This is a genomic window from Pandoraea morbifera, from assembly GCF_902459575.1.
In the GTDB taxonomy this organism is placed as follows: Bacteria; Pseudomonadota; Gammaproteobacteria; order Burkholderiales; family Burkholderiaceae; genus Pandoraea; species Pandoraea morbifera.
Genome location: NZ_CABPSD010000006.1, coordinates 174045 through 196591 on the forward strand (window position 1 = coordinate 174045; position 22547 = coordinate 196591).

Annotated in this window: 26 protein-coding genes; 14 read left to right on the forward strand and 12 right to left on the reverse strand. The window is 64.0% G+C overall.

Features of this window, described 5'->3' with window-relative positions:
* The first annotated feature begins 10 nt into the window (after positions 1–10).
* From PMO31116_RS12300 to PMO31116_RS12310, 3 genes are all read left to right on the forward strand, one after another.
* Positions 11–652 carry a chorismate--pyruvate lyase family protein gene (locus tag PMO31116_RS12300; RefSeq protein ID WP_246185267.1) on the forward strand — a complete coding sequence of 214 codons (642 nt, stop codon included), beginning with the start codon at positions 11–13 and terminating at the stop codon, positions 650–652.
* 7 nt (positions 653–659) lie between these two features.
* Entirely contained in the window at positions 660–1175 is a 516-nt protein-coding gene (locus PMO31116_RS12305) for a DNA-deoxyinosine glycosylase (protein ID WP_150566965.1), read from the forward strand.
* A gap of 233 nt (positions 1176–1408) precedes the next feature.
* Entirely contained in the window at positions 1409–2251 is an 843-nt protein-coding gene (locus PMO31116_RS12310; protein ID WP_150566966.1) for a class I SAM-dependent methyltransferase, read from the forward strand.
* A 135-nt stretch (positions 2252–2386) separates the two neighbouring features.
* Here PMO31116_RS12310 and PMO31116_RS12315 read toward each other — a convergent pair whose 3' ends face one another.
* The 4 genes from PMO31116_RS12315 to PMO31116_RS12330 form a co-directional block, all read right to left on the reverse strand.
* The gene (locus PMO31116_RS12315; protein WP_150567077.1) at positions 2387–2728 is read right to left on the reverse strand and encodes a DUF2322 family protein; all 342 of its coding nucleotides are present in this window, start codon (positions 2726–2728) and stop codon (positions 2387–2389) included.
* A gap of 99 nt (positions 2729–2827) precedes the next feature.
* Positions 2828–4024, reverse strand: coding sequence for a benzoate/H(+) symporter BenE family transporter (locus tag PMO31116_RS12320; RefSeq protein WP_150566967.1), 1197 nt, complete (start codon positions 4022–4024; stop codon positions 2828–2830).
* A gap of 137 nt (positions 4025–4161) precedes the next feature.
* Positions 4162–5337, reverse strand: coding sequence for a vWA domain-containing protein (locus PMO31116_RS12325; protein ID WP_150566968.1), 1176 nt, complete (start codon positions 5335–5337; stop codon positions 4162–4164).
* 13 nt (positions 5338–5350) lie between these two features.
* Positions 5351–6193, reverse strand: coding sequence for an AAA family ATPase (locus tag PMO31116_RS12330; RefSeq protein WP_023596720.1), 843 nt, complete (start codon positions 6191–6193; stop codon positions 5351–5353).
* A 281-nt stretch (positions 6194–6474) separates the two neighbouring features.
* Here PMO31116_RS12330 and PMO31116_RS12335 point away from each other — a divergent pair, with 281 nt between their 5' ends.
* Positions 6475–6828: a c-type cytochrome gene (locus PMO31116_RS12335; RefSeq protein ID WP_023596719.1), complete on the forward strand. Its 354-nt coding sequence runs from the start codon at positions 6475–6477 to the stop codon at positions 6826–6828.
* An 85-nt stretch (positions 6829–6913) separates the two neighbouring features.
* Complete coding sequence (locus PMO31116_RS12340; protein WP_425494791.1) at positions 6914–7279, forward strand: c-type cytochrome; 366 nt, start codon at positions 6914–6916, stop codon at positions 7277–7279.
* Between the two features lie 134 nt (positions 7280–7413).
* Here PMO31116_RS12340 and PMO31116_RS12345 read toward each other — a convergent pair whose 3' ends face one another.
* Positions 7414–7845: a DUF1841 family protein gene (locus PMO31116_RS12345; RefSeq protein ID WP_150566970.1), complete on the reverse strand. Its 432-nt coding sequence runs from the start codon at positions 7843–7845 to the stop codon at positions 7414–7416.
* Between the two features lie 189 nt (positions 7846–8034).
* On the opposite strand from PMO31116_RS12345, the gene PMO31116_RS12350 reads away from it, so the two are divergent.
* Both PMO31116_RS12350 and PMO31116_RS12355 read left to right on the forward strand, forming a co-directional pair.
* A complete protein-coding gene (locus tag PMO31116_RS12350; RefSeq protein WP_150567078.1) occupies positions 8035–8931 on the forward strand; it encodes a DMT family transporter in 897 nt (298 codons plus the stop codon).
* A gap of 108 nt (positions 8932–9039) precedes the next feature.
* A complete protein-coding gene (locus PMO31116_RS12355; RefSeq protein WP_023596716.1) occupies positions 9040–9633 on the forward strand; it encodes a malonic semialdehyde reductase in 594 nt (197 codons plus the stop codon).
* Positions 9634–9761: 128 nt separating this feature from the next.
* On the opposite strand, the gene nth is transcribed toward PMO31116_RS12355, so the two are convergent.
* Both nth and rsxB read right to left on the reverse strand, forming a co-directional pair.
* On the reverse strand, positions 9762–10406 hold the full coding sequence (gene nth, locus PMO31116_RS12360) for an endonuclease III (RefSeq protein WP_150566971.1): 645 nt from the start codon (positions 10404–10406) through the stop codon (positions 9762–9764).
* A 51-nt stretch (positions 10407–10457) separates the two neighbouring features.
* The gene (gene rsxB / locus PMO31116_RS12365; RefSeq protein ID WP_150566972.1) at positions 10458–11336 is read right to left on the reverse strand and encodes an electron transport complex subunit RsxB; all 879 of its coding nucleotides are present in this window, start codon (positions 11334–11336) and stop codon (positions 10458–10460) included.
* Between the two features lie 103 nt (positions 11337–11439).
* On the opposite strand from rsxB, the gene PMO31116_RS12370 reads away from it, so the two are divergent.
* On the forward strand, positions 11440–12078 hold the full coding sequence (locus tag PMO31116_RS12370; protein ID WP_150566973.1) for a TetR/AcrR family transcriptional regulator: 639 nt from the start codon (positions 11440–11442) through the stop codon (positions 12076–12078).
* A 112-nt stretch (positions 12079–12190) separates the two neighbouring features.
* Here PMO31116_RS12370 and PMO31116_RS12375 read toward each other — a convergent pair whose 3' ends face one another.
* From PMO31116_RS12375 to PMO31116_RS12385, 3 genes are all read right to left on the reverse strand, one after another.
* Positions 12191–13432 (reverse strand): polyhydroxyalkanoate depolymerase, encoded by a 1242-nt coding sequence (locus tag PMO31116_RS12375; protein ID WP_150566974.1) that lies wholly within the window; start codon positions 13430–13432, stop codon positions 12191–12193.
* A gap of 275 nt (positions 13433–13707) precedes the next feature.
* Positions 13708–14907, reverse strand: a complete 1200-nt coding sequence (locus tag PMO31116_RS12380) for an amino acid aminotransferase (RefSeq protein ID WP_150566975.1) — start codon at positions 14905–14907, stop codon at positions 13708–13710.
* 79 nt (positions 14908–14986) lie between these two features.
* Entirely contained in the window at positions 14987–15235 is a 249-nt protein-coding gene (locus PMO31116_RS12385) for a hypothetical protein (RefSeq protein WP_150566976.1), read from the reverse strand.
* Between the two features lie 14 nt (positions 15236–15249).
* Between PMO31116_RS12385 and uvrB the strand changes: the two genes are divergently transcribed.
* Positions 15250–17337, forward strand: a complete 2088-nt coding sequence (gene uvrB, locus PMO31116_RS12390) for an excinuclease ABC subunit UvrB (protein WP_150566977.1) — start codon at positions 15250–15252, stop codon at positions 17335–17337.
* 165 nt (positions 17338–17502) lie between these two features.
* Here uvrB and PMO31116_RS12395 read toward each other — a convergent pair whose 3' ends face one another.
* Positions 17503–17802, reverse strand: coding sequence for a hypothetical protein (locus PMO31116_RS12395; RefSeq protein WP_150566978.1), 300 nt, complete (start codon positions 17800–17802; stop codon positions 17503–17505).
* Positions 17803–18175: 373 nt separating this feature from the next.
* Here PMO31116_RS12395 and PMO31116_RS12400 point away from each other — a divergent pair, with 373 nt between their 5' ends.
* The 3 genes from PMO31116_RS12400 (at position 18176) to PMO31116_RS12410 (ending at position 19353) form a co-directional block, all read left to right on the forward strand.
* A complete protein-coding gene (locus tag PMO31116_RS12400; RefSeq protein ID WP_150566979.1) occupies positions 18176–18514 on the forward strand; it encodes a hypothetical protein in 339 nt (112 codons plus the stop codon).
* 303 nt (positions 18515–18817) lie between these two features.
* Positions 18818–19078, forward strand: a complete 261-nt coding sequence (locus PMO31116_RS12405) for a hypothetical protein (protein ID WP_150566980.1) — start codon at positions 18818–18820, stop codon at positions 19076–19078.
* A 44-nt stretch (positions 19079–19122) separates the two neighbouring features.
* Complete coding sequence (locus tag PMO31116_RS12410) at positions 19123–19353, forward strand: hypothetical protein (protein WP_425494790.1); 231 nt, start codon at positions 19123–19125, stop codon at positions 19351–19353.
* Positions 19354–19370: 17 nt separating this feature from the next.
* On the opposite strand, the gene PMO31116_RS12415 is transcribed toward PMO31116_RS12410, so the two are convergent.
* Entirely contained in the window at positions 19371–20288 is a 918-nt protein-coding gene (locus tag PMO31116_RS12415) for a LysR family transcriptional regulator (RefSeq protein WP_150566981.1), read from the reverse strand.
* A 114-nt stretch (positions 20289–20402) separates the two neighbouring features.
* Between PMO31116_RS12415 and PMO31116_RS12420 the strand changes: the two genes are divergently transcribed.
* Positions 20403–21566, forward strand: coding sequence for an alpha/beta fold hydrolase (locus PMO31116_RS12420; RefSeq protein WP_150566982.1), 1164 nt, complete (start codon positions 20403–20405; stop codon positions 21564–21566).
* A 384-nt stretch (positions 21567–21950) separates the two neighbouring features.
* Positions 21951–22427, forward strand: a complete 477-nt coding sequence (locus tag PMO31116_RS12425) for a low molecular weight protein-tyrosine-phosphatase (RefSeq protein WP_150566983.1) — start codon at positions 21951–21953, stop codon at positions 22425–22427.
* Positions 22428–22547: the final 120 nt, after the last annotated feature.

Sequence of the window (22547 nt, forward strand, 5' to 3'; positions counted from 1 at the left end):
ATGCCGAGCCATGACTTTCCGATTCGATGTTAGCGGGCGGCGTTGGCAGGCTGTCCCGGCGCCGGCGCTCCCGCGTCGTCACAAGGACTGGCTGACGCGGGGTGGCGCGCTTACGCGTCACCTGGGTGCGCTCGGGCGCGTGAGCGTGCGCGTTGTTGCCGAGCGTGTCATGCCGGCCGATGCCGATCAGTGCCGTGCGATCGGCGTGGCGCCGCGCACGCCGATGTGGGCGCGTGACGTCATCCTGCTCCTCGACGGCGAGCCCGTGGTCGTGGCGCACAGCGTGACGCCGCTCACGCACAGCCGGTCGATCTGGCAGGCGATGCGCCGTTTGCGCACGCGCCCGCTGGCCGATCTGCTCTATCACGATCCCTCGGTCACGCGATCCGTACTGGTGTCGAGTCCGTTGGGACCGCGCCATCGGCTGCACGGCCGCGCCCGTCACGACGCCCGAGATCCTCTCGTCGGGGCCAACCCGCGTGCGCGGCTGTGGGCGCGACGTTCGGTCTTCCTGCGGCACGGCGCGCCGTTGCTGGTGACCGAAGCCTTCCTGCCGCGCTTCTGGCGACGGCTGCAAGCGACCGAAGCCGCACAAACCGGGCAAGCCGCACGAGCGCGCCTGTGCGCGTCGGGATCAAAGGCGCACGCCTGAGCCGTCCATGGCATTACGTGACAACCTTTCCGATCTGAAACGCAACTTCCCGCCTGTGGTGGACGCGCAAACGCGTGTGCTGATTCTCGGCAGCCTGCCCGGCGAAGTCTCGCTCGCGCAGCAGCAGTATTACGCGCACCCGCAGAATCGCTTCTGGCATCTGGTGGGCGAGGCGATCGGAGAACCGTTGCCTTCGCTATCCTATGCGCAGCGGCTCGAGGCGCTACTCGCGCATGGCGTCGGCTTGTGGGATGTCGTGGCGCAGGCGCGTCGCGAGGGCAGCCTCGACAGCAACATTCGCGTGCACGCCGGGAGCGACCTCGCCGGCCTGATCGGCAAGTTGCCGACGTTGCGCGCCGTGGCCTTCAACGGCGGAACGGCGGCCCGCATCGGCCAGCGTGCGCTCGCGCAAGGCGCCGTGGCGCTGCCGGTGGTGCTTCTGCCGTCGAGCAGCCCGGCATACACCATTCCCTACGCGACCAAGCGCGATGCGTGGCTCGCGTTGCGCGACTGGCTGGCGTGAGGGCTCGGCAGCATCGGCGGATGCCGGTTTCGCTGCATGTCGTGCTTGGGGGCATGTCCCGCATGGCGTTGGGGAGGGGCGAATCGGGGCCTTCGCATGCGTTGAGCGCATCCGGCGCGTCCGGTGCATCGGGTGCATCTGGCGTGTCCTGAGGCGTCGGCGTCGTGGGTACTCCGGGCGAACCCGGTACAATGCGAACCCATCGGAATTTCCCGAGTTTCACAGAAGGACACATGACCCTCATCAAACGCAAATCCATCGAAGCCGAGGCCTTCGTCGCCGACGCGCCGTCCACCCGCTCGCAGCGTCCCGCCTACAAGCCGCGTTTCGCACCGGTGACGTTCTCCGAGATTGGGGGCGTGCGTTTCCTGCATTTCGGCACGGAATGGGTGCAGGGTGCGATGCGTTTGTCCAAGCCTGATCGTATCGAACTCGAATACGCGCAGCAGATGATGGCGTGGTTGCTGTTCATGCGCGCGCCGAAGCACGTCGTGCAACTGGGGCTGGGCACCGGCTCGATCACGAAGTTTTGCGCCAGGCAGTTTCCGCGTACGCAGGTCACCGCCGTCGAGCTGAACCCGGCCGTGGTCGTTGCCGCGCGCACGATGTTCGATCTGCCGGGCGACTCCCGTACGCTGAAGGTGCGCGAAATGGATGCCTGGGATTTCGTGACCGACGCCGCCAATCACGGCACCGTCGACGTGCTGCAGGTCGATCTTTACGACGCCACCGCACGCGGTCCGGTGCACGACACGCCGGCGTTCTACAAAGCGTGTCGCGCCACGCTGCGCGAGCCGGGCATGCTGACCATGAACCTGTTCGGCGACCACGACAGCTATCCCAAGAACATTCGCCGCCTGCGCCAGGCGTTCGACAACCGCGTGATCGAATTCCCGGAAGTGCATGATGGCAACGTCATCGTGCTGGCCTTCAACGGACCGCTGCTGTCCGTGCAATGGAAGGACGTGGAGGCGCGCGCGAAGGTAGTGGAAGCCGCGACCGGCTTGCCCGCGAGGCGCTGGGTCAAGCAACTGCGGTCCGCCAATGGCGATGGCGGCCCCATGCTCACGATCTGACCGCGAGCGCACCGCGCGCAAGCAACGAAAAAGCCAGCCTCCCGGCTGGCTTTTTCATTGGGGTGGCGCGGCATTCGCATGCGGCGGCATTCCGCCGTTTCCCGCATGTCCCCGCGTGCCCCTGCGTGCCCGTTGTTACGCGGTCACTTCCTCGATGCGCAGCGCTTCGCCGCCGGCGACGATGGCCAGCAGGCGATCGACGTTCGGATGAGCACCCGGACGATTGCGCGCGTCGGCCGTGTGTTCGGCGAACACGGCCAGACCGTGTTGCGCTGCCTTGGCGTCGAGCGTACCGAATGCCTGCCTGAGGTAGTGATACACGGCGAGCGAGCCCTGCTTGCCCGGGGCGTTCTCGATAGTGGCGACGAGCGCGCCGGCGGCATCGTGCAACTCGATGCGGGCGATGCCATCGATGGTGATGCCTTGCTGCGTGATTTGCGCGAGGTTGTCCTTGAAGACCGGAGTCGGTTCGATCACTGCCATGGTTCTGCTGCTCCTGCGGTTACGTAAGATGTGAAGTGTCGTTGCGCGCCGGATGGTATCACCCGGCGCGGCGGCGCGCGGTACGCGATCGGTTCAGGCGCGACGCCACTGAAGAATCGCCAGCGTGAGCACGCCGGCGATCAGGCCCCAGAACGCCGAGCCGATCGACAGCAGTGTCAGCCCCGAGGCGGTCACCATGAAGGTGATGAGCGCCGCTTCGCGCTGCTTCGTGTCGTGCATCGCGTTGGCCAGTCCGTTCATGATCGAGCCGAACAGGGCTAAGGCGGCGATCGAGACCACGAGCGCCTTCGGGAACGCTGCGAACAAGGCGGCGATGGTCGCGCCGAATGTGCCCGCGATCAGATAGAACACGCCCGACCAGACCGCGGCGGTGTAGCGCTTGGCGGGGTCTTCATGGGCCTCGCGCCCGGTGCAGATGGCGGCCGTGATCGCCGCCAGATGGATGCCGTGCGACCCGAACGGCGCAAGCAGTACCGAGGCGACGCCCGTCGTCGAAATCAGGGGCGACGCAGGCACCTTGTAGCCGTCGGCACGCAGCACGGCCAGTCCCGGCACGTTCTGCGACGCCATCGCGACCACGAACAGCGGAATCGCGATGCTGATCGTCGCCGCCAGCGAGAACGATGGCGTGGTCCACACCGGCCTGGCCAGCGACACGTGGAAGTGGCTGAAGTCGAGCAGGCCAAGTCCGCCGGCGATGGCCGTGCCCACGATCAGCGCCAGCAAGATCGCGTAGCGCGACGCGAAGCGCTTGACCACGAGGTAGGTGAAGAACATCGAGAGCACGAGCGCGGTCTGGTGTTGCGCGGCGACGAAGATTTCCAGCCCGATGCGAAACAGAATGCCCGCAAGCAATGCAGACGCCAGCGCGGGCGGCACCCGGCGCATGATCGTCTCGAAGCCGCCCGTCAACCCGCACAACGCAATGAGCGCATTGCAGACGATGAAGGCGCCAATGGCCTCGCCATAGGGCACGCCGGGCAGCGACGTGATCAGCAGCGCGGCGCCCGGCGTCGACCACGCCACGACCACCGGTGTGCGATAGCGCAGCGACAGCCCGATGGTGGTCACCCCCATGCCGATCGACAGCGCCCAGATCCAGGACGAAATCTGCGCCGGCGAGAGATGGGCGGCCTGGCCCGCCTGGAACATCAGAATCAGCGAGCTGGTGTAGCCCGTCATCATCGCTACGAAGCCGGCCACGATGGCCGACGGTGACGTGTCTGCCAGGGGGCGGAGCGGCGGCAGGGAAGTCGTGCTGGACGTCATGATGGAAAGGTGTCTCTCGTTACGTTGTTATTGCGTCGGTAGTATGTCGGTGGTGGCCGCTAATACGCCGTCGTGCCGCAGCGCGAGGCCATGCCGTGGCGCCGCAGCGGTGCCGCACCGGCCGTGTGACGGCGGGCTTACTTGCTCAGTACCCGCATGGCCGATTCGAGTCCGGCGATCGTGATGGGATACATCCGATTGGCAAATAGCTGGCGGATCACCGAAATCGATTGACGATACTGCCATATCGCCTCGGGCTCGGGGTTGAGCCAGGCGTGGTGCGGAAAGCGATCGATGAAGCGGCGCAGCCATACGGCGCCGGCTTCCTTGTTGTTGTACTCGACCGAGCCACCCGGTTGCAGTACCTCGTACGGACTCATGGTGGCGTCGCCCACGAAGATCAGCTTATAGTCCGCCGGGTACTTGCGCAGCACATCCCATGTCTCGAAGCGTTCGCTGTGGCGGCGACGATTCTGGCGCCAGAGGAAGTCGTAGACGCAGTTGTGGAAGTAATAGAACTCCAGATGCTTGAATTCGGATTTTGCCGCCGAGAATAGCTCTTCCGTGCGCGCAATGTGGTCGTCCATCGAGCCGCCCACGTCCAGCAGCATGAGAACCTTCACATTGTTGTGGCGCTCCGGCACCAGCTTCAGATCGAGCCAGCCCGCGTTGGCGGCCGTGGAGCGAATGGTGTCGTCGAGATCGAGTTCTTCGGCCGCACCCTCGCGCGCGAACTTGCGCAGTCGACGCAGTGCAACCTTGATGTTGCGCGTGCCGAGCTCGACGGTGTCATCGTAATCCCGGTATGCGCGCTGATCCCACACTTTCACCGCAGTGCGATTGCCATTGCTCTCGCCGCCGATGCGAATGCCCTCGGGGTTGAAACCGCCGTTGCCGAAGGGCGATGTGCCGCCGGTGCCAATCCATTTGCTGCCACCTTCGTGACGGCCTTTCTGCTCGTCGAACAGTTGCTTGAGGCGTTCCATGAGCTTGTCCAGACCGCCCAGCGCCTGAATGCGTGCCTTGTCCTCCGGTGAGAGCTCGCGCTGCATGCGCTTCCTGAGCCATTCGAGCGGCACTTCGCCAGACGCGTCGACGACCTGTTGCACACCCTTGAAATAGGCGCCGAACGCCTGATCGAACTTGTCGTAGTGCTTCTCGTCCTTGACGAGCGAGAGGCGCGCCAGATAGTAGAACTCGTCGAGCGAGGGCGCGATGACCTGATGCTGCAGCGCTTCGAGCAGCGTCAGGTATTCCTTGACCGAGACCGGCAGCTTCGCCGCGCGCAGGGTGTAGAAGAAGTCGATCAGCATGACGGCAGCGTGCTTACCGGTTGGCGCGATTCATGAACACGAGACGCTCGAACAGATGCATGTCCTGTTCGTTCTTGAGCAGCGCCCCCGCGAGCGGCGGAATGGCCAGCTTGTTGTCGGCGCTGCGCAGTGCCTCCGGCCCGATTTCCTCGGCCATGAGCAGCTTGAGCCAGTCGATCAGCTCCGAGGTCGACGGCTTCTTCTTCAGCCCCGGGATCTCGCGCACCTCGAAGAACGTCGCCATGGCGGCGCTGACCAGTTCGCGGCGAATGTTCGGGAAGTGCACGTCGATGATCGACTGCATCGTCGCCGGCTCGGGGAACTTGATGTAATGGAAGAAGCAGCGGCGCAGGAAGGCGTCGGGCAATTCCTTCTCGTTGTTCGACGTGATGATGACGAGCGGGCGATGCCGCGCCTTGATCAGCTGGCGCGTCTCGTAGACGTAGAACTCCATGCGGTCGAGTTCGCGCAGCAGGTCGTTGGGGAATTCGATATCGGCCTTGTCGATCTCGTCGATCAGCAGCACCACGGGTCGGTCGGCCTCGAACGCCTGCCAGAGCACGCCCTTGACGATGTAGTTGGCGATGTCGCGAACGCGCTCGTCGCCCAGTTGCGAATCGCGCAGGCGCGACACGGCGTCGTATTCGTATAGCCCTTGCTGCGCCTTCGTCGTGGACTTCACATGCCATTGCAGCAGCGGCATGTCGAGGGCGGCGGCGACTTCCTCGGCGAGCATGGTCTTGCCGGTGCCGGGTTCGCCCTTGATGAGCAGCGGACGTTGGAGCGTGGCCGCCGCATTCACGGCGAGCTTGAGGTCGTCGGTGGCGACGTACTGGGAAGAGCCTTCAAAGCGCATGGTCGGAGCCGTCCGCAAACAGTCGGCCAGTCGGCCGGTCAGGGAAAAAGTTCAGTATAAGACATTGCGCATACGGCTCGCTTGAGCGGCGAAAATCCGCCTTTGCGTCAAGGACTTGTGAAAAAACTTCGGAGAACTGTGCGGGTCACCCCCGAGTTTGCGGGCCCGGGTGGGTAGGTTACAATCGATTGCTTTTTTCACAGGTCGGCGGCCTTGGAGCCGGGACGCAGACCTGCGTGTTGCGGGCCGGTATTCCAACCAAAAACGTTCCCAAGAAGACCATGAAAAAGTTCCTCACGATGATGGCGCTAGCGCTTGGTGGCACGTCGCTCACGCTGCATGCTGCCGAACTCACGCCAAACATCGAAGCGGCGAAGGGCAAGGTCGCCATGTGCATCGGATGCCACGGCATTCCCGACTATCGCACCGCGTTCCCCGAGGTGTATCACGTGCCGAGGATCGGCGGACAGAACGCGAAATACATCGAAAACGCGCTGAACGAATACAAGAAGGGCGATCGCAAGTTCCAGTCGATGCACGCCATCGCAGCCACGTTGTCCGATCAGGACATCGTCGACATCGCCGCTTACTACGCGGCGCAGTCGGCGTCGACGCCGGTCAATCCCCAGAAGTAAAACGTGCGTGGCTGAGGAGAACACGATGAAGCATTCGATGTATGCGATGGCCAAGTCCGCCCTGGCGGCATCCCTGATGCCCCTCATGGTCGGCGTAATGTTCGCCGCCGGCTCGGCGCATGCCGCCGGCAATGTGGCCAACGGCAAGGCGCTGGTGGAGAAGGGCATGTGCGCGAGCTGCCATGGCGCCAATCTGAACGCGCCGATCACCCCCGAATATCCGAAGCTGGCAGGGCAATACGCCGACTACGTCTACAACGCGCTGCGAGCCTACCAGAACGAAACGAGCCTGGTGTTCGGCCGCTCCAACGCCATCATGAAGACCCAGGTCATGTCCAATCCCGCCACGGTGGGCAAGGACGGCAAGCCGCGTCCCTTCACGTCCGAGGAATTGAAGGACATCGCCGCCTACGTGGAATCGCTCCCGGGCGATCTCGTCACGAAGAAGTAACCGGAGCGCCCCCGAAACGGCCGGCGAGGCGCGCCCGCGAGGCGCGGCGTCGCGGTAGTGATGGGCCGCCTGGCAGTCAAAAAACGACGGTGACCCGATGGGTGACCGTCGTTATCCGTCGTCCGGCCGAGGCTTTATCGCGAGGCCTGCTGCTCGATGCGCTGGAGATAGGCGTCCGAGTCCGGCGGCTGGCCGCTGCGCTGCGCTTCCCACAGCGTTTGTCCGAGACACTCCATGATCCGGTGCTGCGCCTCGTGCGGCGAATCGAGGCGGTTCGTCAGTTTCTCGTAGGCGGCACGGATACCGGGCGGCTGATCGATCGAGACCTGCTCGCTGATCGCCAGATGCATCGACAGATGCAGGAACGGGTTGGTTTGCCCCGCCTCGGGTGAATAGTCGCGACTGCTCGCATCCTCGGTATCGGCGAGCGCATCGTGGTACTCGGGGTGTTCCTGAATCCAGTCGGCGGCAATCGTCTCCAGCGGTGTGAGAATGCCACCGCTGCGTTGCTTCTGCCAGGTGGTGCAAAAGAATTGCCGGACTTCGTCGCGGCTGGGATTGAACATGGGGACTCCGTGGGGTTCGGGTAAGGCATGCCATGGCTACAATGACGCATGCATTGCCACGGCATGCCGGGCGGGGTCGTCGTACGGAACGTGCCTGTAACCCGTGTAAACACGCTGTATTGTCGCTCAATTTACCCAATCATGTCGCAAAGCCCCCGCATGCCTGCCGCCTCCGGCGGCGTTCCCGCCATGCCGTCCGTCCCGCCGCCGTCGGCATGGGGCGGCGTGGCGCTGATCGCCTTGTCGGCGTCGGCATTCGGCGCCATGGCCATCTTCGCGCGGGCGGCCTCGGCGTCCGGGGCCGATATGTACGCGATGCTCCTGTTCCGATTCCTCGTCGCGTCGGCGCTGCTGCTGATCTGGTGCCGGGTGCGGCGCGTGCCCTTTCCTTCGCGGCGTCAGACGATCGGCATCGCGCTCATGGGCGGCATCGGCTACGTCGGGCAGTCGTTGTGCTTCTTCGGCGCGCTGCAATATGCGCAGGCGTCGCTCGTTGCGTTACTGCTCTACCTTTACCCGGTGTTCGTCACGATTCTGGCGGCGATCTTCCTGCATGAGCGCCTCACGCCGGTGAAGCTCGGCGCGCTCGCGCTGTGTTCGCTGGGCACGGCACTGACGGTGGGCGGGGGGCAAGGGCAGCCCCTCGGCATGGCGCTGGCCGTGGCGGCAGCGCTGATCTACTCCGGTTATATCGTCGTGGGCGCGCGCCTCACGCGCGGGGTCGACGCCAGGGCGACCGCAACGCTCGTCTGCCTGGCCGCCACGGTGTCGTTCGGCGCCATGGCGGCGATACGCGCTTCGCAGGGCCATGCGCTGCAATGGCCTGGCAGCCACGGCGGATGGGCGGCGCTGCTGGCCATCGCCGTGTGCTCGACGGTCGTGGCGATTCTCACCTTTTTCGCCGGTCTGCAGCGCTTGGGGGCCGGGCGTGCGTCGATGCTTTCGACGCTCGAACCCGTGGTCACGGTCCTGCTCGCGGCCATGTTGCTGGGCGAAACCCTCTCCGTCGCGCAGTGGGGCGGCGGTGTGCTGATTCTCGCCGGCGTGCTCTGGCTCTCCGCGCGGGGCGCTGCCTCAGGGGCATGAGGGGCGCGCGGGCGGTCCGCGGCGGCGAATTTTGCCGCTTCAGCACGCGCGGCGCGACGACGGTACAATCGCCCATCGTTTGCCAACCATCATCCGAGGTCATTCGTCATGAGCAGCATTGCCAAAGAAGCCATCGCCCAACTTTTCACCGACGCCCGCACGCACAACGCGTGGCTCGACAAGCCGGTCAGCGACGAGACGCTGCGTGAACTCTATGAACTCGTGAAGTGGGGCCCGACGTCGGCCAACACCACGCCCGCACGCATCGTTTTCGTGAAGAGCCCGGAAGCCAAGGCGAAATTGCTCGAGTGCATGGCGCCGGGTAATGTCGAAAAGACGCGCACCGCACCGGTGACGGCGATCATCGCCTTCGACCTGAAGTTCTACGAGCACCTGCCGAAACTTTTCCCGAACGGCGCCGAAAAGATGGTGCCGATGTTCTCGGGCGACGCCGCCAAGGCCGCCGGCGCGGCGCACATGAACAGCTCGCTGCAAGGCGGCTACTTCATCCTCGCCGCCCGAGCGCTGGGTCTGGATTGCGGTCCGATGGCCGGCTTCGACGCCCAGAAGGTCAATGACACGTTCTTCGGCGGCACCGAGTGGCGCGTGAACTTCATCTGCAACCTGGGCTACGGCGATCACGCGCAGCTGTTCCCGCGCAATCCGCGCCTGTCGTTCGACGAGGCCGCACGCATCATCTAAGGCACGCACGCACGATCGCACGTGCGGCCCCCCCCCCGGAAGCCGGGGCGGGCGGCGAGCGCGTCATGCAAAACGGGCGGCTCCGGTGTCGGGGCCGCCCGTTGTCGTTAGTGAAGCGCGTTCGCGCGTCAGGGTTTCGGCGCAGGGGTTTTCGGTCGGAAATCGCACAGCGGTTCGATCGCGCAATGCCAGCACTCGGGTTTGCGCGCCTTGCATACGTATCGACCGTGCAGAATCAACCAGTGATGCGCGTCGTGTCTGAACTCTCGCGGCGTCACACGCTCGAGCGCGAGTTCCACGGCCAGCGGATCCTTGCCGGGCGCCAGACCCGTACGGTTCGCCACCCGGAAGATATGCGTGTCGACGGCGATCGTGTCCTCTCCGAAGGCGGTATTGAGGACGACGTTCGCGGTTTTGCGACCCACGCCCGGCAACGCCTCCAGCGCCTCGCGCGAGCGCGGCACTTCTCCGCCATGCGCGTCGAGCAACAACCGACAGGTGGCAATGACATTCTTCGCCTTGGTGCGATACAGGCCGATCGTCTTGATGTACTCCGATACACCCGCTTCCCCGAGTGCGAGCATCTTCGCCGGCGTGTTGGCCACGGCGTAGAGCTTGCGTGTGGCTTTGTTCACGGACACGTCGGTCGCCTGGGCCGAGAGCAACACGGCGATCAGCAATTCGAACGGCGACGTGTACTCGAGCTCCGTCGTCGGGTTCGGATTGAGTCGTTGCAGGGTCTCGAACAGGGCACGGCGTTTGGCGTCGTTCATGGCGTTGGCGCGTCGGTCGGATGTGGCTTTGTCGGGGTGGCGTGTGGCATCTCAGACCGTCTTGGGTTCGTCGCCGCCGCCGTTGGGCGACGCGGGGGAAAGCCCCAGACGCTTGCGCCGTGCTTCGGCTTCGTCGATCTGGGCTTGCACGGCGGCGGAGACATTCTCGGTGTTCTTCGGACCCAGTCCCTCGGCCGCCAGCGCAGCCTTCTTTTGCCGGGCGCGCTCCAGAGCCGCCTGGATGATGGCCTGCTTGCGGGCGGCTGCCGCTGCGGCATCGGTATCCTGGGACGACCGGGGCGGCACATTCGCGTCACCCTGCGAGACGACAGGCGCTGCGCGGCCGGCGTCCGGTCCTTGCGATCCGGCGGCTTGCGCGACACGCGCCGCACGGGCGGCCAGACGAGCTTCGCGCTCGGCCTTTTCCTTCGCCAGGCGTGCCTGATGGGCTTCGAAATGCCCGCGGGCGGCGTCGGCTTGCGAGGGCGACCAGGCGTCCCAGCCGGTTCGCTCGCCCGTCACCGGCACCATGGCGATGCAGTCGACCGGACAGGGCGGGACGCACAGATCGCAGCCGGTGCAGCGCGCTTCGATGACGGTGTGCATGAGCTTGGCGGCGCCGACGATGGCGTCGACCGGGCAGGCCTGCAGGCAAAGCGTGCAGCCGATGCATAGCGATTCGTCGATGACGGCGCGAGGACGCGGGCGCTCGATGCCGTTCTGCGGATTGAGCGGAATGACGGGGCGCCCGAGCAGTTGCGCCAGGCGTGCCACGCCCTGCGCGCCGCCGGGCGGGCATTGGTTGTAACTGGCCTCGCCGCTGGCAATCGCGTCGGCATAAGGGCGGCAGCCATCGTAACCGCACTTGGTGCACTGCGTTTGGGGCAATAGGGCATCGATGCGCTGCGCGAGCGCGGTGACTTCGGACACGTCGTTTGCGGGGGATTCTGCGGAAAGTCAAATTATCCTGCATTTTGCGGAAACACTGAACCGATGTGCCATAATTCCGCCCGTTGAGAACGACCGGCCGATCATGACCACATCCCAAACCAAGATCAAACGGGACCCCGAACGTACCCGCCAGCGCATTCTTGCCGCGGCGATCGAGGAGTTTGCGGAGCGGGGTTCCAGCGGTGCCCGCGTGGACAGCATCGCCCGCCGGGCCGACATCAATGAACGCATGCTGTATTACTACTTCGGCAACAAGGACCAGCTTTATCTGGCCGTGCTCGAAGAGGTCTATGGCGAATTCAACCGCGCGGAACACGCGCTCAGACTCGACGTGCTCGCGCCGCTCGACGCGGTGGCCGAGCTGGCCCACTTCGTGTGGGATTACTACGCCGAGCATCCCGAGCTGATTCAACTGATCAATAACGAAAATCTGCACGAAGCCAGGTCGATGCGACTGTCGACCGAAATTCGTCAGCAGATCTCGCCCATCGTGGAGCTGCTCGCTCAGACGCTCAAGCGGGGCGAGGCGAGCGGGGAGATTCGCGAGGGCATCGATCCGGTCGATCTCTACGTGACGATTTCCGCCATGGGTTACTACGTGATGTCGAATCGCCACACGCTTTCGATCGTCATGGGGCGCGACGTGATGGTCGGGGAGTCGCGCAAGTCGTATTCCGCGTTCAACACACGGATGCTGCTCGATACGCTGCGTACGCGCTGATGCCGTGCAGCCGCGATCGTTCGCGTCGCGACATGCAGGAAAAAAACAAACCGCCGCGGGGGCTTCGGCCCGCGCGGCGGTTTGTTTTTATCCGACGATCGACGGCGTGCGATCAGGCGTGCCTGGCAATGAAGTCGCGGATCTGCGGATAGATCACGTTACGCCAGCGGCTACCCGAGAAGATGCCGTAGTGACCACACGAAGGCGCCGTGAAATGGGACCGCCGCTTGGCGGGAATGCCGGTGCACAGCTCATGTGCCGCCTGCGTCTGGCCGCTACCCGAGATGTCGTCCAGTTCGCCTTCGATCGTGAACAGGGCGGTGGTCTTGATGTCCTGCGGACGCACTCGCTGACCGGCCACGTCCCACGTGCCGCGCGCGAGGCTGAAGTCCTGGAACACCGTCTTGATCGTGTCGAGGTAATACTCGGCCGCCATGTCGAGCACGGCGTTGTACTCGTCGTAGAAGCGACGATGCGAGTCGGCGTCGTCGTTGTCGCCGCGCATGAGGTCCAGATAGAAGTCCCAGTGCGACTTCAGGTGACGATCCGGATTCATGGCCACGAAGCCGGCGTGCTGCAGGAATCCCGGATACACAAGACGTCCCGAGCCGGGGTAGTTCGCCGGCACCGGGTGGATCACGTGATTCTCGAACCACTCGTACGACTTGTTGGTCGCCAGCGAATTGACCGAGGTGGGGCTCTTTCGCGCGTCGATCGGCCCGCCCATCATTGTCATGGTCTTCGGTGTCTTCTCGCCATTCGACGCCATGAGCGAGATCGCGCCTAGCACCGGCACGGTCGGCTGGCAAACGGAGATCACATGCAGGTTCTCGGCGCCGATATGGCGAATGAACTCCTGGATGTACGCCACGTAGTCGTCCAGATGGAACGCCCCGGCTTCGAGCGGAACCATGCGGGCATCGACCCAGTCGGTGATGTAGACCTTATGATCCTTGAGCAGCGTGGTGACGGTATCGCGAAGCAAGGTGGCGTGGTGGCCCGAGAGCGGTGCCACGACCAGCACGACCGGATCGTCCTTGAGCTGGCCCACGGCGCTCGCGTCGTCGGCGTAGCGCTTGAAGCGCAGCAGGCGGCAGAACGGCTTTTCCATCGCGGTCATTTCCACGACCGGAATGTTGTGACCGTCGACTTCGACCGCCTTGATGTTGAATTCGGGTTTTTCGTAGTCTTTGCCGAGCCGGTACAGCAATTCGTATCCGGCGGCGATGCGCGGGGCGCCCGGCATCATGGCAAGGAGGCTGCCCGGGTTGACGAAAGTCGTCGCCGCCGCCTTGGCCCACGTGGTGAGGGGATTCAGCCACGCACGATTGTACTCATGAATCTGATACAGCATGTTGTGTGCCCTGGGGCGGATGATGGAGGAATTATGCAACCGTTTATCGCGAGTGTGCAACGCAGCATAACCCTGATATATGGCATTTACGCATCAGGTCGATAGTTTTGATCAATGGCCGTCATTGGTGGTAGCTATCGATGTTGCGCCGCAGCAGGCTCCGGGCATGAAAAAGCCCGCCTGAGGGCGGGCTTTCCGATCGGCGTCAACTCGCGCCGGTTCTGGGGCGAGTTGGCGTGATGAGCGCGATCCGTGTGACGAGGCCGAGCGAGCGATTAACGCAGCACCTGGGCGATGGCCGACGCGACGTGATCGATGTTCTTGTCATTGAGCGCGGCCACGCAGATGCGACCCGTGCTCACGGCATAGATGCCGAACTCTTCGCGCAGGCGCTCGACCTGGTCAGCAGTCAGGCCCGAGTACGAGAACATGCCGCGTTGCTTGATCACGAACGAGAAGTCGCGATCCACACCGTGGGCGCGGAGCTTTTCGACGAGCGCCAGGCGCATCGCGCGGATGCGCTCACGCATCTCGGCCAGCTCTTCTTCCCACAGCGCACGCAGCTCGGCGCTGCCCAGCACGGCGGCAACGACCGATCCGCCGTGCGTCGGCGGGTTCGAGTAGTTGGTGCGAATCACGCGCTTGAGCTGCGAGAGCACGCGGGTCGTTTCGTCCTTGCTGCTCGTGACGATCGACAGCGCGCCCACGCGTTCGCCATACAGCGAGAACGACTTGGAGAACGAGCTCGACACGAAGAAGTTCAGGCCGGAAGCGGCGAACAGGCGTACCACGGCGGCATCGGCGTCGATGCCGTCGCCGAAGCCCTGATAGGCGATATCGAGGAACGGCACGAGCTTGCGGGCCTTCACGACTTCCACGACTTGCGCCCACTGATCCATCGTCAGGTCGACGCCGGTCGGGTTGTGACAGCACGCGTGCAGCACGACGATCGTGCCTTCGGGTTCCTTGCCCAGCATCTCGAGCATGCCCGGCAGGTTCACGCCGTGCGACTCGGCATCGTAGTACGGATACGACACGACGTTGAAACCTGCCGTGGTGAACAGCGCGCGGTGGTTTTCCCAGCTCGGGTCGCTGATGGCGACGGTGGCGTTCGGGGACAACTGCTTGAGGAAGTCGGCGCCGATCTTCAGTGCACCGGTGCCGCCGAGGGCTTGCGCCGTGACCACGCGGCCTTCGGCCAGCACGGGCGATTCCTTGCCGAACAGCATTTCCTGCACGGCCTTGTCGTAGGCGGCAATGCCTTCCATCGGCAGATAGCCGCGCGGCAGACCGGCGGCCACACGTTGTTCTTCCGCTGCCTTCACGGCCTTGAGCAGCGGCAGTTTGCCTTCCGCATTGAAATACACGCCGACGCCCAGGTTCACCTTGTTCGGACGGTGATCGGCGTTGTAGGCTTCGTTCAGGCCAAGAATGGGGTCGCGCGGGGCGAGTTCGACAGCGGAGAAGAGGGTCATTTCGACGGCTCGAGGCAGGTAGTAAGGAAAATGCGGCGGGTCGGCGCCAACGGACGCGGGATCGGCCCAACGCGGTATTTTAGCGAAGATTGCCCGCGCTTGTGGTAAACACCCGGACCCGTCGTGCGAATTGGCGGTATTTCGGCACGAAAACTGCCACGAAACGCCAGAAATTGGCCAGAAGCCGGCGAAATCGGCTGTCGCCGCCGTGAGCGACGGCAAGGCGGCCCACCGGTCGTGACATTCGATGATGTGCGGCGTCCGGCTTGTCACCCATCGGCGTCAGGGAATCGTCCGACGCGCTAAAATGCCAGATTCCGTCCTTCATGCTTGCGCCTCGCCATGACTCCTGCGGCTGACCACGATCTCGACGAAAGCAAGTTCCAGACGTTTCCCGATTCTCCCTATCAGCTCTATTGCCCGTTTCCCCCCGCGGGCGACCAGCCCACGGCCATCGCCCAGTTGAGCGAAGGCGTGGAAGATGGGCTGGCGTTTCAGACGTTGCTCGGCGTGACGGGTTCGGGCAAGACATTCACGATGGCCAACGTCATCGCTCGCCTCGGGCGCCCGGCGATCGTGTTCGCGCCGAACAAGACACTGGCCGCGCAGCTGTACTCGGAGTTTCGCGAATTCTTCCCGCGAAATGCGGTCGAGTACTTCGTCTCCTACTACGACTATTACCAGCCGGAAGCCTACGTGCCGCAGCGCGATCTCTTCATCGAGAAGGACTCGTCGGTCAACGAGCACATCGAGCAGATGCGTCTGTCGGCGACCAAGAGCCTGCTGGAGCGGCGCGACGTGGTGATCGTGGCGACGGTCTCCGCGATTTACGGCATCGGTAACCCGAGCGAATACCACCAGATGATTCTGACGGTGCGCCAGGGCGACAAGCTCGGGCAGCGCGAGATCATTGCGCGGTTGATTGCCATGCAATACACGCGCAACGAAACGGATTTCGGGCGTGGCACGTTCCGGGTGCGTGGCGACACCATTGACGTTTTTCCGGCCGAACACGCTGAACTGGCGCTGCGTATCGAGCTGTTCGACGACGAAGTCGACACACTGCAACTGTTCGATCCGCTCACGGGCCGGGTACGGCAGAAGGTGCCGCGATTCACGGTGTATCCGTCGTCGCATTACGTAACGCCGCGTGAAACGGTGTTGCGTGCGATCGAAACGATCAAGGACGAGCTTCGCGAGCGACTGGACTTCTTCTACAAGGAGGGCAAGCTGGTCGAGGCGCAGCGCCTCGAGCAGCGCACGCGGTTCGATCTGGAGATGTTGCAGGAACTGGGATTCTGCAAGGGCATTGAGAACTACTCGCGGCACTTGTCCGGTGCGGCGCCGGGCGAGCCGCCCCCGACGCTCGTCGACTACCTCCCGCCCGACGCGCTGATGTTCCTCGACGAATCGCACGTGCTGATCGGGCAGTTCAATGGCATGTACAACGGCGACCGGGCGCGCAAGGAGAATCTCGTGAACTACGGGTTCCGCCTGCCGTCGGCGCTCGATAACCGTCCGCTGAAGTTCGCCGAGTACGAGCGCAAGATGCGCCAGGCCATCTTCGTGTCGGCCACGCCGGCCGATTACGAGAACAAGCGAACCGGACAAGTCGTGGAGCAGGTGGTGCGGCCGACCGGTCTGATCGATCCGGTCATCGAGGTGCGTCCTGCTCGCACGCAGGTCGACGACGTGCTCTCGGAGATCAACAAGCGTGTGGCCGTGGAGGAGCGCGTGCTCGTGACCACGCTCACGAAGCGCATGGCCGAGCAACTGACTGAGTACCTGTCCGACAACGGCGTGAAGGTCCGTTACCTGCACAGCGACATCGACACCGTCGAGCGCGTGGAGATCATTCGCGATTTGCGCTTGGGCGCTTTCGACGTACTCGTCGGGATCAACCTGTTGCGCGAGGGCCTGGACATTCCGGAAGTGTCGCTCGTGGCGATTCTCGATGCCGACAAGGAGGGCTTTCTGCGCGCCGAGCGTTCGCTGATCCAGACGATCGGGCGGGCGGCGCGCAACGTCAACGGGACGGCTATTCTGTACGCGGACAAGATGACCGATTCGATGAAGCGGGCCATCGACGAGACCGAACGCCGGCGCGCGAAGCAGATGGCGCACAACGAGGCGCACGGCATCGTGCCGCAGGGCGTGAAGAAGCGTATAAAGGACATCATCGACGGTGTCTACGATCCGCAGGATGCCAAGGCCGAAATGGCGGAGGCGAAAGAGCAGGCCCATTATCAGGACATGTCGGAAAAGCAGTTGGCCCGCGAGATCAAGAAGCTCGAGAAGCAAATGCAGGAGCATGCACGCAATCTCGAGTTCGAGAAGGCCGCCAAGGTGCGCGACCAGTTGCTGCATGTGAAGGCGCTGGTGTTCGGCACCGACGGGGCCAGCGAGACTGAATTGGGGCCGAAGGCCTGACGCGCGCGCCCGCCGTTGTCGTTGGCGGGAATTCGGTGATTGGCGTTCGATTGGCGGGGAAGCGCTCCCGTGGGGAAACGCCGCCGCCATGCCATCGGCCCAGTCATGTTTGCGCGGGTCCGTCGTTGCTTCACCGGTCCGGCGTGGCGCATGGCGTCAGCGTCTTCATGCCAGGCGCACGACGGCGTCGTGCATGGTCCCTTCGGCCCAGATGCCCTGCGACTGTTCCAGTAACGCGATGTATTCGCGATCGCCCATCAGTTTTTCGTTGACCTGCTGCATTTTGTCGAGGCTTTCGGCATCGAAGTGCCAATGAATGTTGGCGCAACCGAATTGTTCGGTTCCGAAGGCCATGTTCAACGAATATCGCTTGTTGATGTGGGCCGTGACTTCCGACGCGAATGTCAGTGCGGCGGGCAGCAGCGCCGCATTCTTGACCGTTGCCGTGCGAATGAATCTGTACATGACGAATCTCCTGACGTTGTTCGACACGCACGGGCGAAATGCCCGAGGCGAAATCGCGGTTGCGCGCGCGACTTCACGGCATTCATGTTAGGAAATCCCTTTCGCATTGGATTGAGATAGGTCAATCCAGGGTACTTGGCGGCATCGCGTCGGGTTCTGGTCAGGTCTGCCAATCAAGCGCGGCCTCATGTTTGGAAAGGGTGTCCGGGGTTGAACTAGGCCGGACGTATTAGGGGCAAATACTCGACTTCTCCGCGTCACGATTCTGCGTTCCAATGGGAGACGAGAGGGAGTCAATTGCACGGCAAATAATGAATGAACGGTGGTCTCGGGTCACCGAAATCAAGGTCGTGCGAACACCGTGGGGGCTTCGATGTGGGAAATGCTCGATGGTGATATGGATGGCTTTGAAGTCTGGATGTATCTTCAGTGCATTCAAACCAATGACGATGTGGAACTGTACTCGTTCATTGGGCTCTGCCGGCATCGCAGCGCGCCTTTCGACAATTTCATTCCTCTCAAACCCGATGCCGGCGTCGCGTTCGATGCGCGCGCCGACGCCGCCCGGGCGTGCCGTCAATTGGCAAGATGGGTGATCGACGGCAAGACGTCCATCGGCTCGGGCGACCCACTGTCGGCGCTGCCCCCATGTTCCGCCAAGGCCGGTGCGGAAGCGCGCCGAAGCGCGGTGGTCGTCGCGCCGCTTCACTGACTCGCAACTCGTTCAGCCTCCGCCGCGGGCGCCTACCCCGGGCGGAGGCGTTTCCTGACCGGCAGCCAGCCGATGACCCTTACGTCGAGATGCGGCTCGCCTGATCGGAATCGCGCGGTGGCGGGCACCCAAGACAGCGCTCGGCTGTTTAGGCTTCGCGGTTGCTTTGCGGCGGAGCAGGGGTAATACCGCGTAATACCGGCTTACAAATTCACGACCGTCGCGCGTCAACATGCCTTCGAACGCTTGCGTTTACCTTGGCAGGTCACCCTCATTTCAACCGAACCCGGGAGAACTGCCATCATGAAACTCAAGACCATCCCCATGATTCTGTGTGCGGCCCTGATCACGACCGCGGCGCTCGCCGACGAGCTGCACAACAAGGCGATGGCTGCAACGCACCATCTTCAGCAGTCGATCGAGGAAATGCACGTCATTCAGATGGAGCACGGCGGCGAGTTCGGCGGCCATATGGCGCGCGCCGAGCAGTTGGCACGGCAAGCAGAAAGGGAACGTGTCGCCGCCGTCGAATACTATCGGGCGCGCCATCCCGGCTGGCAGTAAGTCCCCCGTTTCCTTAACCTCACGCTAAGCGTATCGGGGGATCCATGATGAAAGCCCAAGCTTGTTTCGGGATTGTCGCGTTGCTGCTGCTGGGGGCGTCGCTGTCCGGCTGCGTGGTTGCACCGGTCGAGCCTGCCGCGGTCGCCCCGGCCGGCGTCGTCTATGTGGCACCGGTTGGCGTTGCGCCGGGCCCGGGTTATGCGTGGCGCTATCACCCGCACTATGGTTGGGGATGGTGGCATCCGCGCTACGGATGGCACCGGGATTGGCGCTGACAGCTGATGAGCCCGGCTTAAGGCGTCGCCTTCCGATCCCAGGGCGGTTCATCGCCGAACGCCTCTGCGAGGTAGTCGATGAACCGTCGCACCTTGAACGGTATGCGCCGCGTGCTCGGATAAACCGCCTGAATCGTCAGTTCGGCGGCGCGGTAGGCCGGCAGCAACTCCACGAGTTCGCCGCGCCGGATGGGCTCGCCGAGCATGAAGGTGGGGCCGTACACGATGCCCGCGCCGCCGACGGCGGCGGCGAGCAGCATCTGCGCGTTGTTGGCGGTCATCCGGCACGGTCCGTCGATGACGTGCGCGCGGTTCTCGCGGTCGTGCAATGTCCAGTCACCCGCCGACACGGCCTCGCTGAACGCCAAACGTTGCGCCTGCATCAATGCCTCCGGAGTGCGTGGTGTTCCGTGGCGCTCCAGGTACGCGGGAGACGCGCACAAAGCCATTCGACACGGCGCGAGTCTGCGCGTCACCAGTCCAGGGTCCTCCAGGCGGCCGATTCGGATCGCGACGTCGACGCCTGCCTCGATGAGGTCGACATAGCGATCTCCAAGCTGCACCTCCACATTCACGTTCGGATGATCCGCCAGGTAGCGTGCCACGACTTCGCCCAGATGCATCACACCGAACGTGACGGGCGCCGCGATGCGTAACACACCGCGCGCCGTGGCTTGCGTATCGCTCGCCTCCCGCTTCGCTTCGTCGAACGCCTCGAGAATCCGCTTGCACCGTTCGTAGAATGTCTGGCCGGTCTCCGTCAGGCTCAAGCGCCGTGTGGTGCGATGGAGCAGCCGCGCACTCAACTCGGCCTCGATGGCGCTGACGTGTTTGCCGGCCATCGCGGCGGACAGTCCGAAGCGGCGCGCGGCGGCGGCGAGGCTGCCCTCCTCGACGGCGGCGACGAAGATGGCGAGGCTCGTCAGTCGGTCCATGTTGCCCTCCAATTCGATAACCCAATTATCGACTGAGCAAATCAATCGGGCAATTATCAATCCACGGAATCGTATCTACGATGTGAGCCTCAACTAACAGCCGAGGGCACCATCATGGTTATCGAGTCGAACGGTACGCGGATTCACGTCAACCAGCGGGGCAGCGGCGAGCTGGCGCTGGTGTTCCTTCACTACTACGGCGGCTCTGCACGCACATGGGATGCGGTGGCGGACGAGCTCGCGGACAAGTACCGAATCGTTGCCACCGATCACCGCGGTTGGGGCGATTCCGAGGCACCCGCCGATGGCTACCGCATTGCCGACCTCGCCGCTGACGCGCAAGGTGTCATCGACGCCCTGGGACTCCGGCGCTACGTTCTGATCGGTCATTCGATGGGTGGGAAGGTCGCCCAACTGATCGCTTCGCGCCGACCGGACGGCCTGCAGGGGCTTGTCCTCGTCGCACCGTCGCCGCCATCGCCCACGTGCCTCTCCGACGCTCAGCGCGCGACGTTGACGGGCGCCTACCAAACGCGTGAATCCGTGTCGTTCGTCATCGATCACGTGTTGACCGCAAGACCGCTGAGCGCCGTTCAGCGCGAGCAAGTCATCGAGGATAGTCTGAGGGGGGCGCCGCAGGCCAAGGCCGCCTGGCCCGACATTGCCATGCGCGAAGATATCACTGCGGCGACGGCGTCGATTGACGTGCCCACCATCGTGATCTCCGGTGAACTCGACAAGGTCGACAGCATTGAAACGCTTGAGGCGGAACTGCTTCCGCGCATCCCGCATGCGGCGCTGCACGTCCTTCCCGAGACGGGGCACTTGTCACCTCTGGAGGCGCCGGGCGAAGTGGCGGGATGCATCGCGCGATTCGTCGCGGCGATCGAAAGCGACTCGGTCATCTGCCGCTCGCCGGATCAGGTCCCGGCCGCCTTCGATGCCGCGTTGAATTCCGGCGATCTCGATGCCGTGCTCGGTGTGTTCAGCAACATGGCCACCATGCGGATGCCGGAGGGTCTCGAGGTGCGGGAAAGTCCGGCCGGTTTGCGTGGCGGCCTGGCTCGGTTGCTGTCATTGCGCCCCCGTATCCGTAGCGAAGTGCGCCGAGTGGTGACGAGCGGCGACATTGCCCTCGTCCTGCTCGACTGGACCCTGAGCGTCACGCTGCCGGACGGGCGTGATCACGAAACGCGCGGCACGGCGACGCACGTGATGGAAAAGGGCCGCGATGGGGGCTGGAGGTTGCGGATCGCCAATCCGGGTGGAGTGAACTGAACAGTGGCTGGAGCGTCACGCCCGCACGGGAAATCATCGACGAACGCCTCAATGTCGAGCAGAATCGACGTTCCCCGCTCCCGAGCCACCGCAGATGCTTCGATGATTCGCGTCGTACCGCGTCCGACGTGTCGCGTGGGGCGTCGGCGACGCATTTGCCGCGCAGGTCACGAAATGGCAGGGCGCTCGGAAGGAAGTATTTTCGATCTTTCCGGGCAAACTCGGGAACCCCCGCGGCGACGCGACTTCCGATCGCCGGATCGGGGAGCAGGGCGAGCCGGCGTTCAGAACCGGTTCGCAAGTCATGAGTCCGACAGGCTGACGACAGGACGTTCCGGCACCTGCCATGTTTGGCTCGATGCTTCCCCCAACTCACTGACTCCAATGAAAAAAACCTCGGTTCTCTTTGTCTGCATGGGCAACATCTGCCGCTCGCCCAGTGCCGATGGCATCTTTCGTCACCGTCTGGCCGAAGCCGGGCTGAGCGATCTGATCGAGGTCGATTCTGCGGGCACGCACGGCTATCACATCGGTCATGCGCCCGACGCTCGCACGCAGGCGGCGGCCGAGCGTCGCGGTTACGACCTGAGCGCCCTGCGCGCGCGACGCGTCGAGCGAAGCGATTTCGCACGCTTCGAGTGGATCGTGGCCATGGACAACGCCAACGTGGCTGAGCTGATGGCCGATTGTCCGGCCGAGCATCGTCACAAGATTGTGCGATTGATGGACTTCGCCACGCGGCACGACGCCGAGGAGGTGCCCGATCCGTATTACGGCGGCGCGCAGGGCTTCGAGACGGTGCTCGACTACATCGAAGACGGCATCGACGGCCTGCTCGGACGGCTTCGGCAGGGCGCCTGATCGGCTCGAGGCGGGCGCGAGCGGCTTGCCGGGATCATCGGCCGCTCTCGCGCCGCGCTCTGCCGCGTTCCCGCCGCACACCGGGCGAATCCTCGTTCGCGCGCGTGTGCGTCGCTCCCG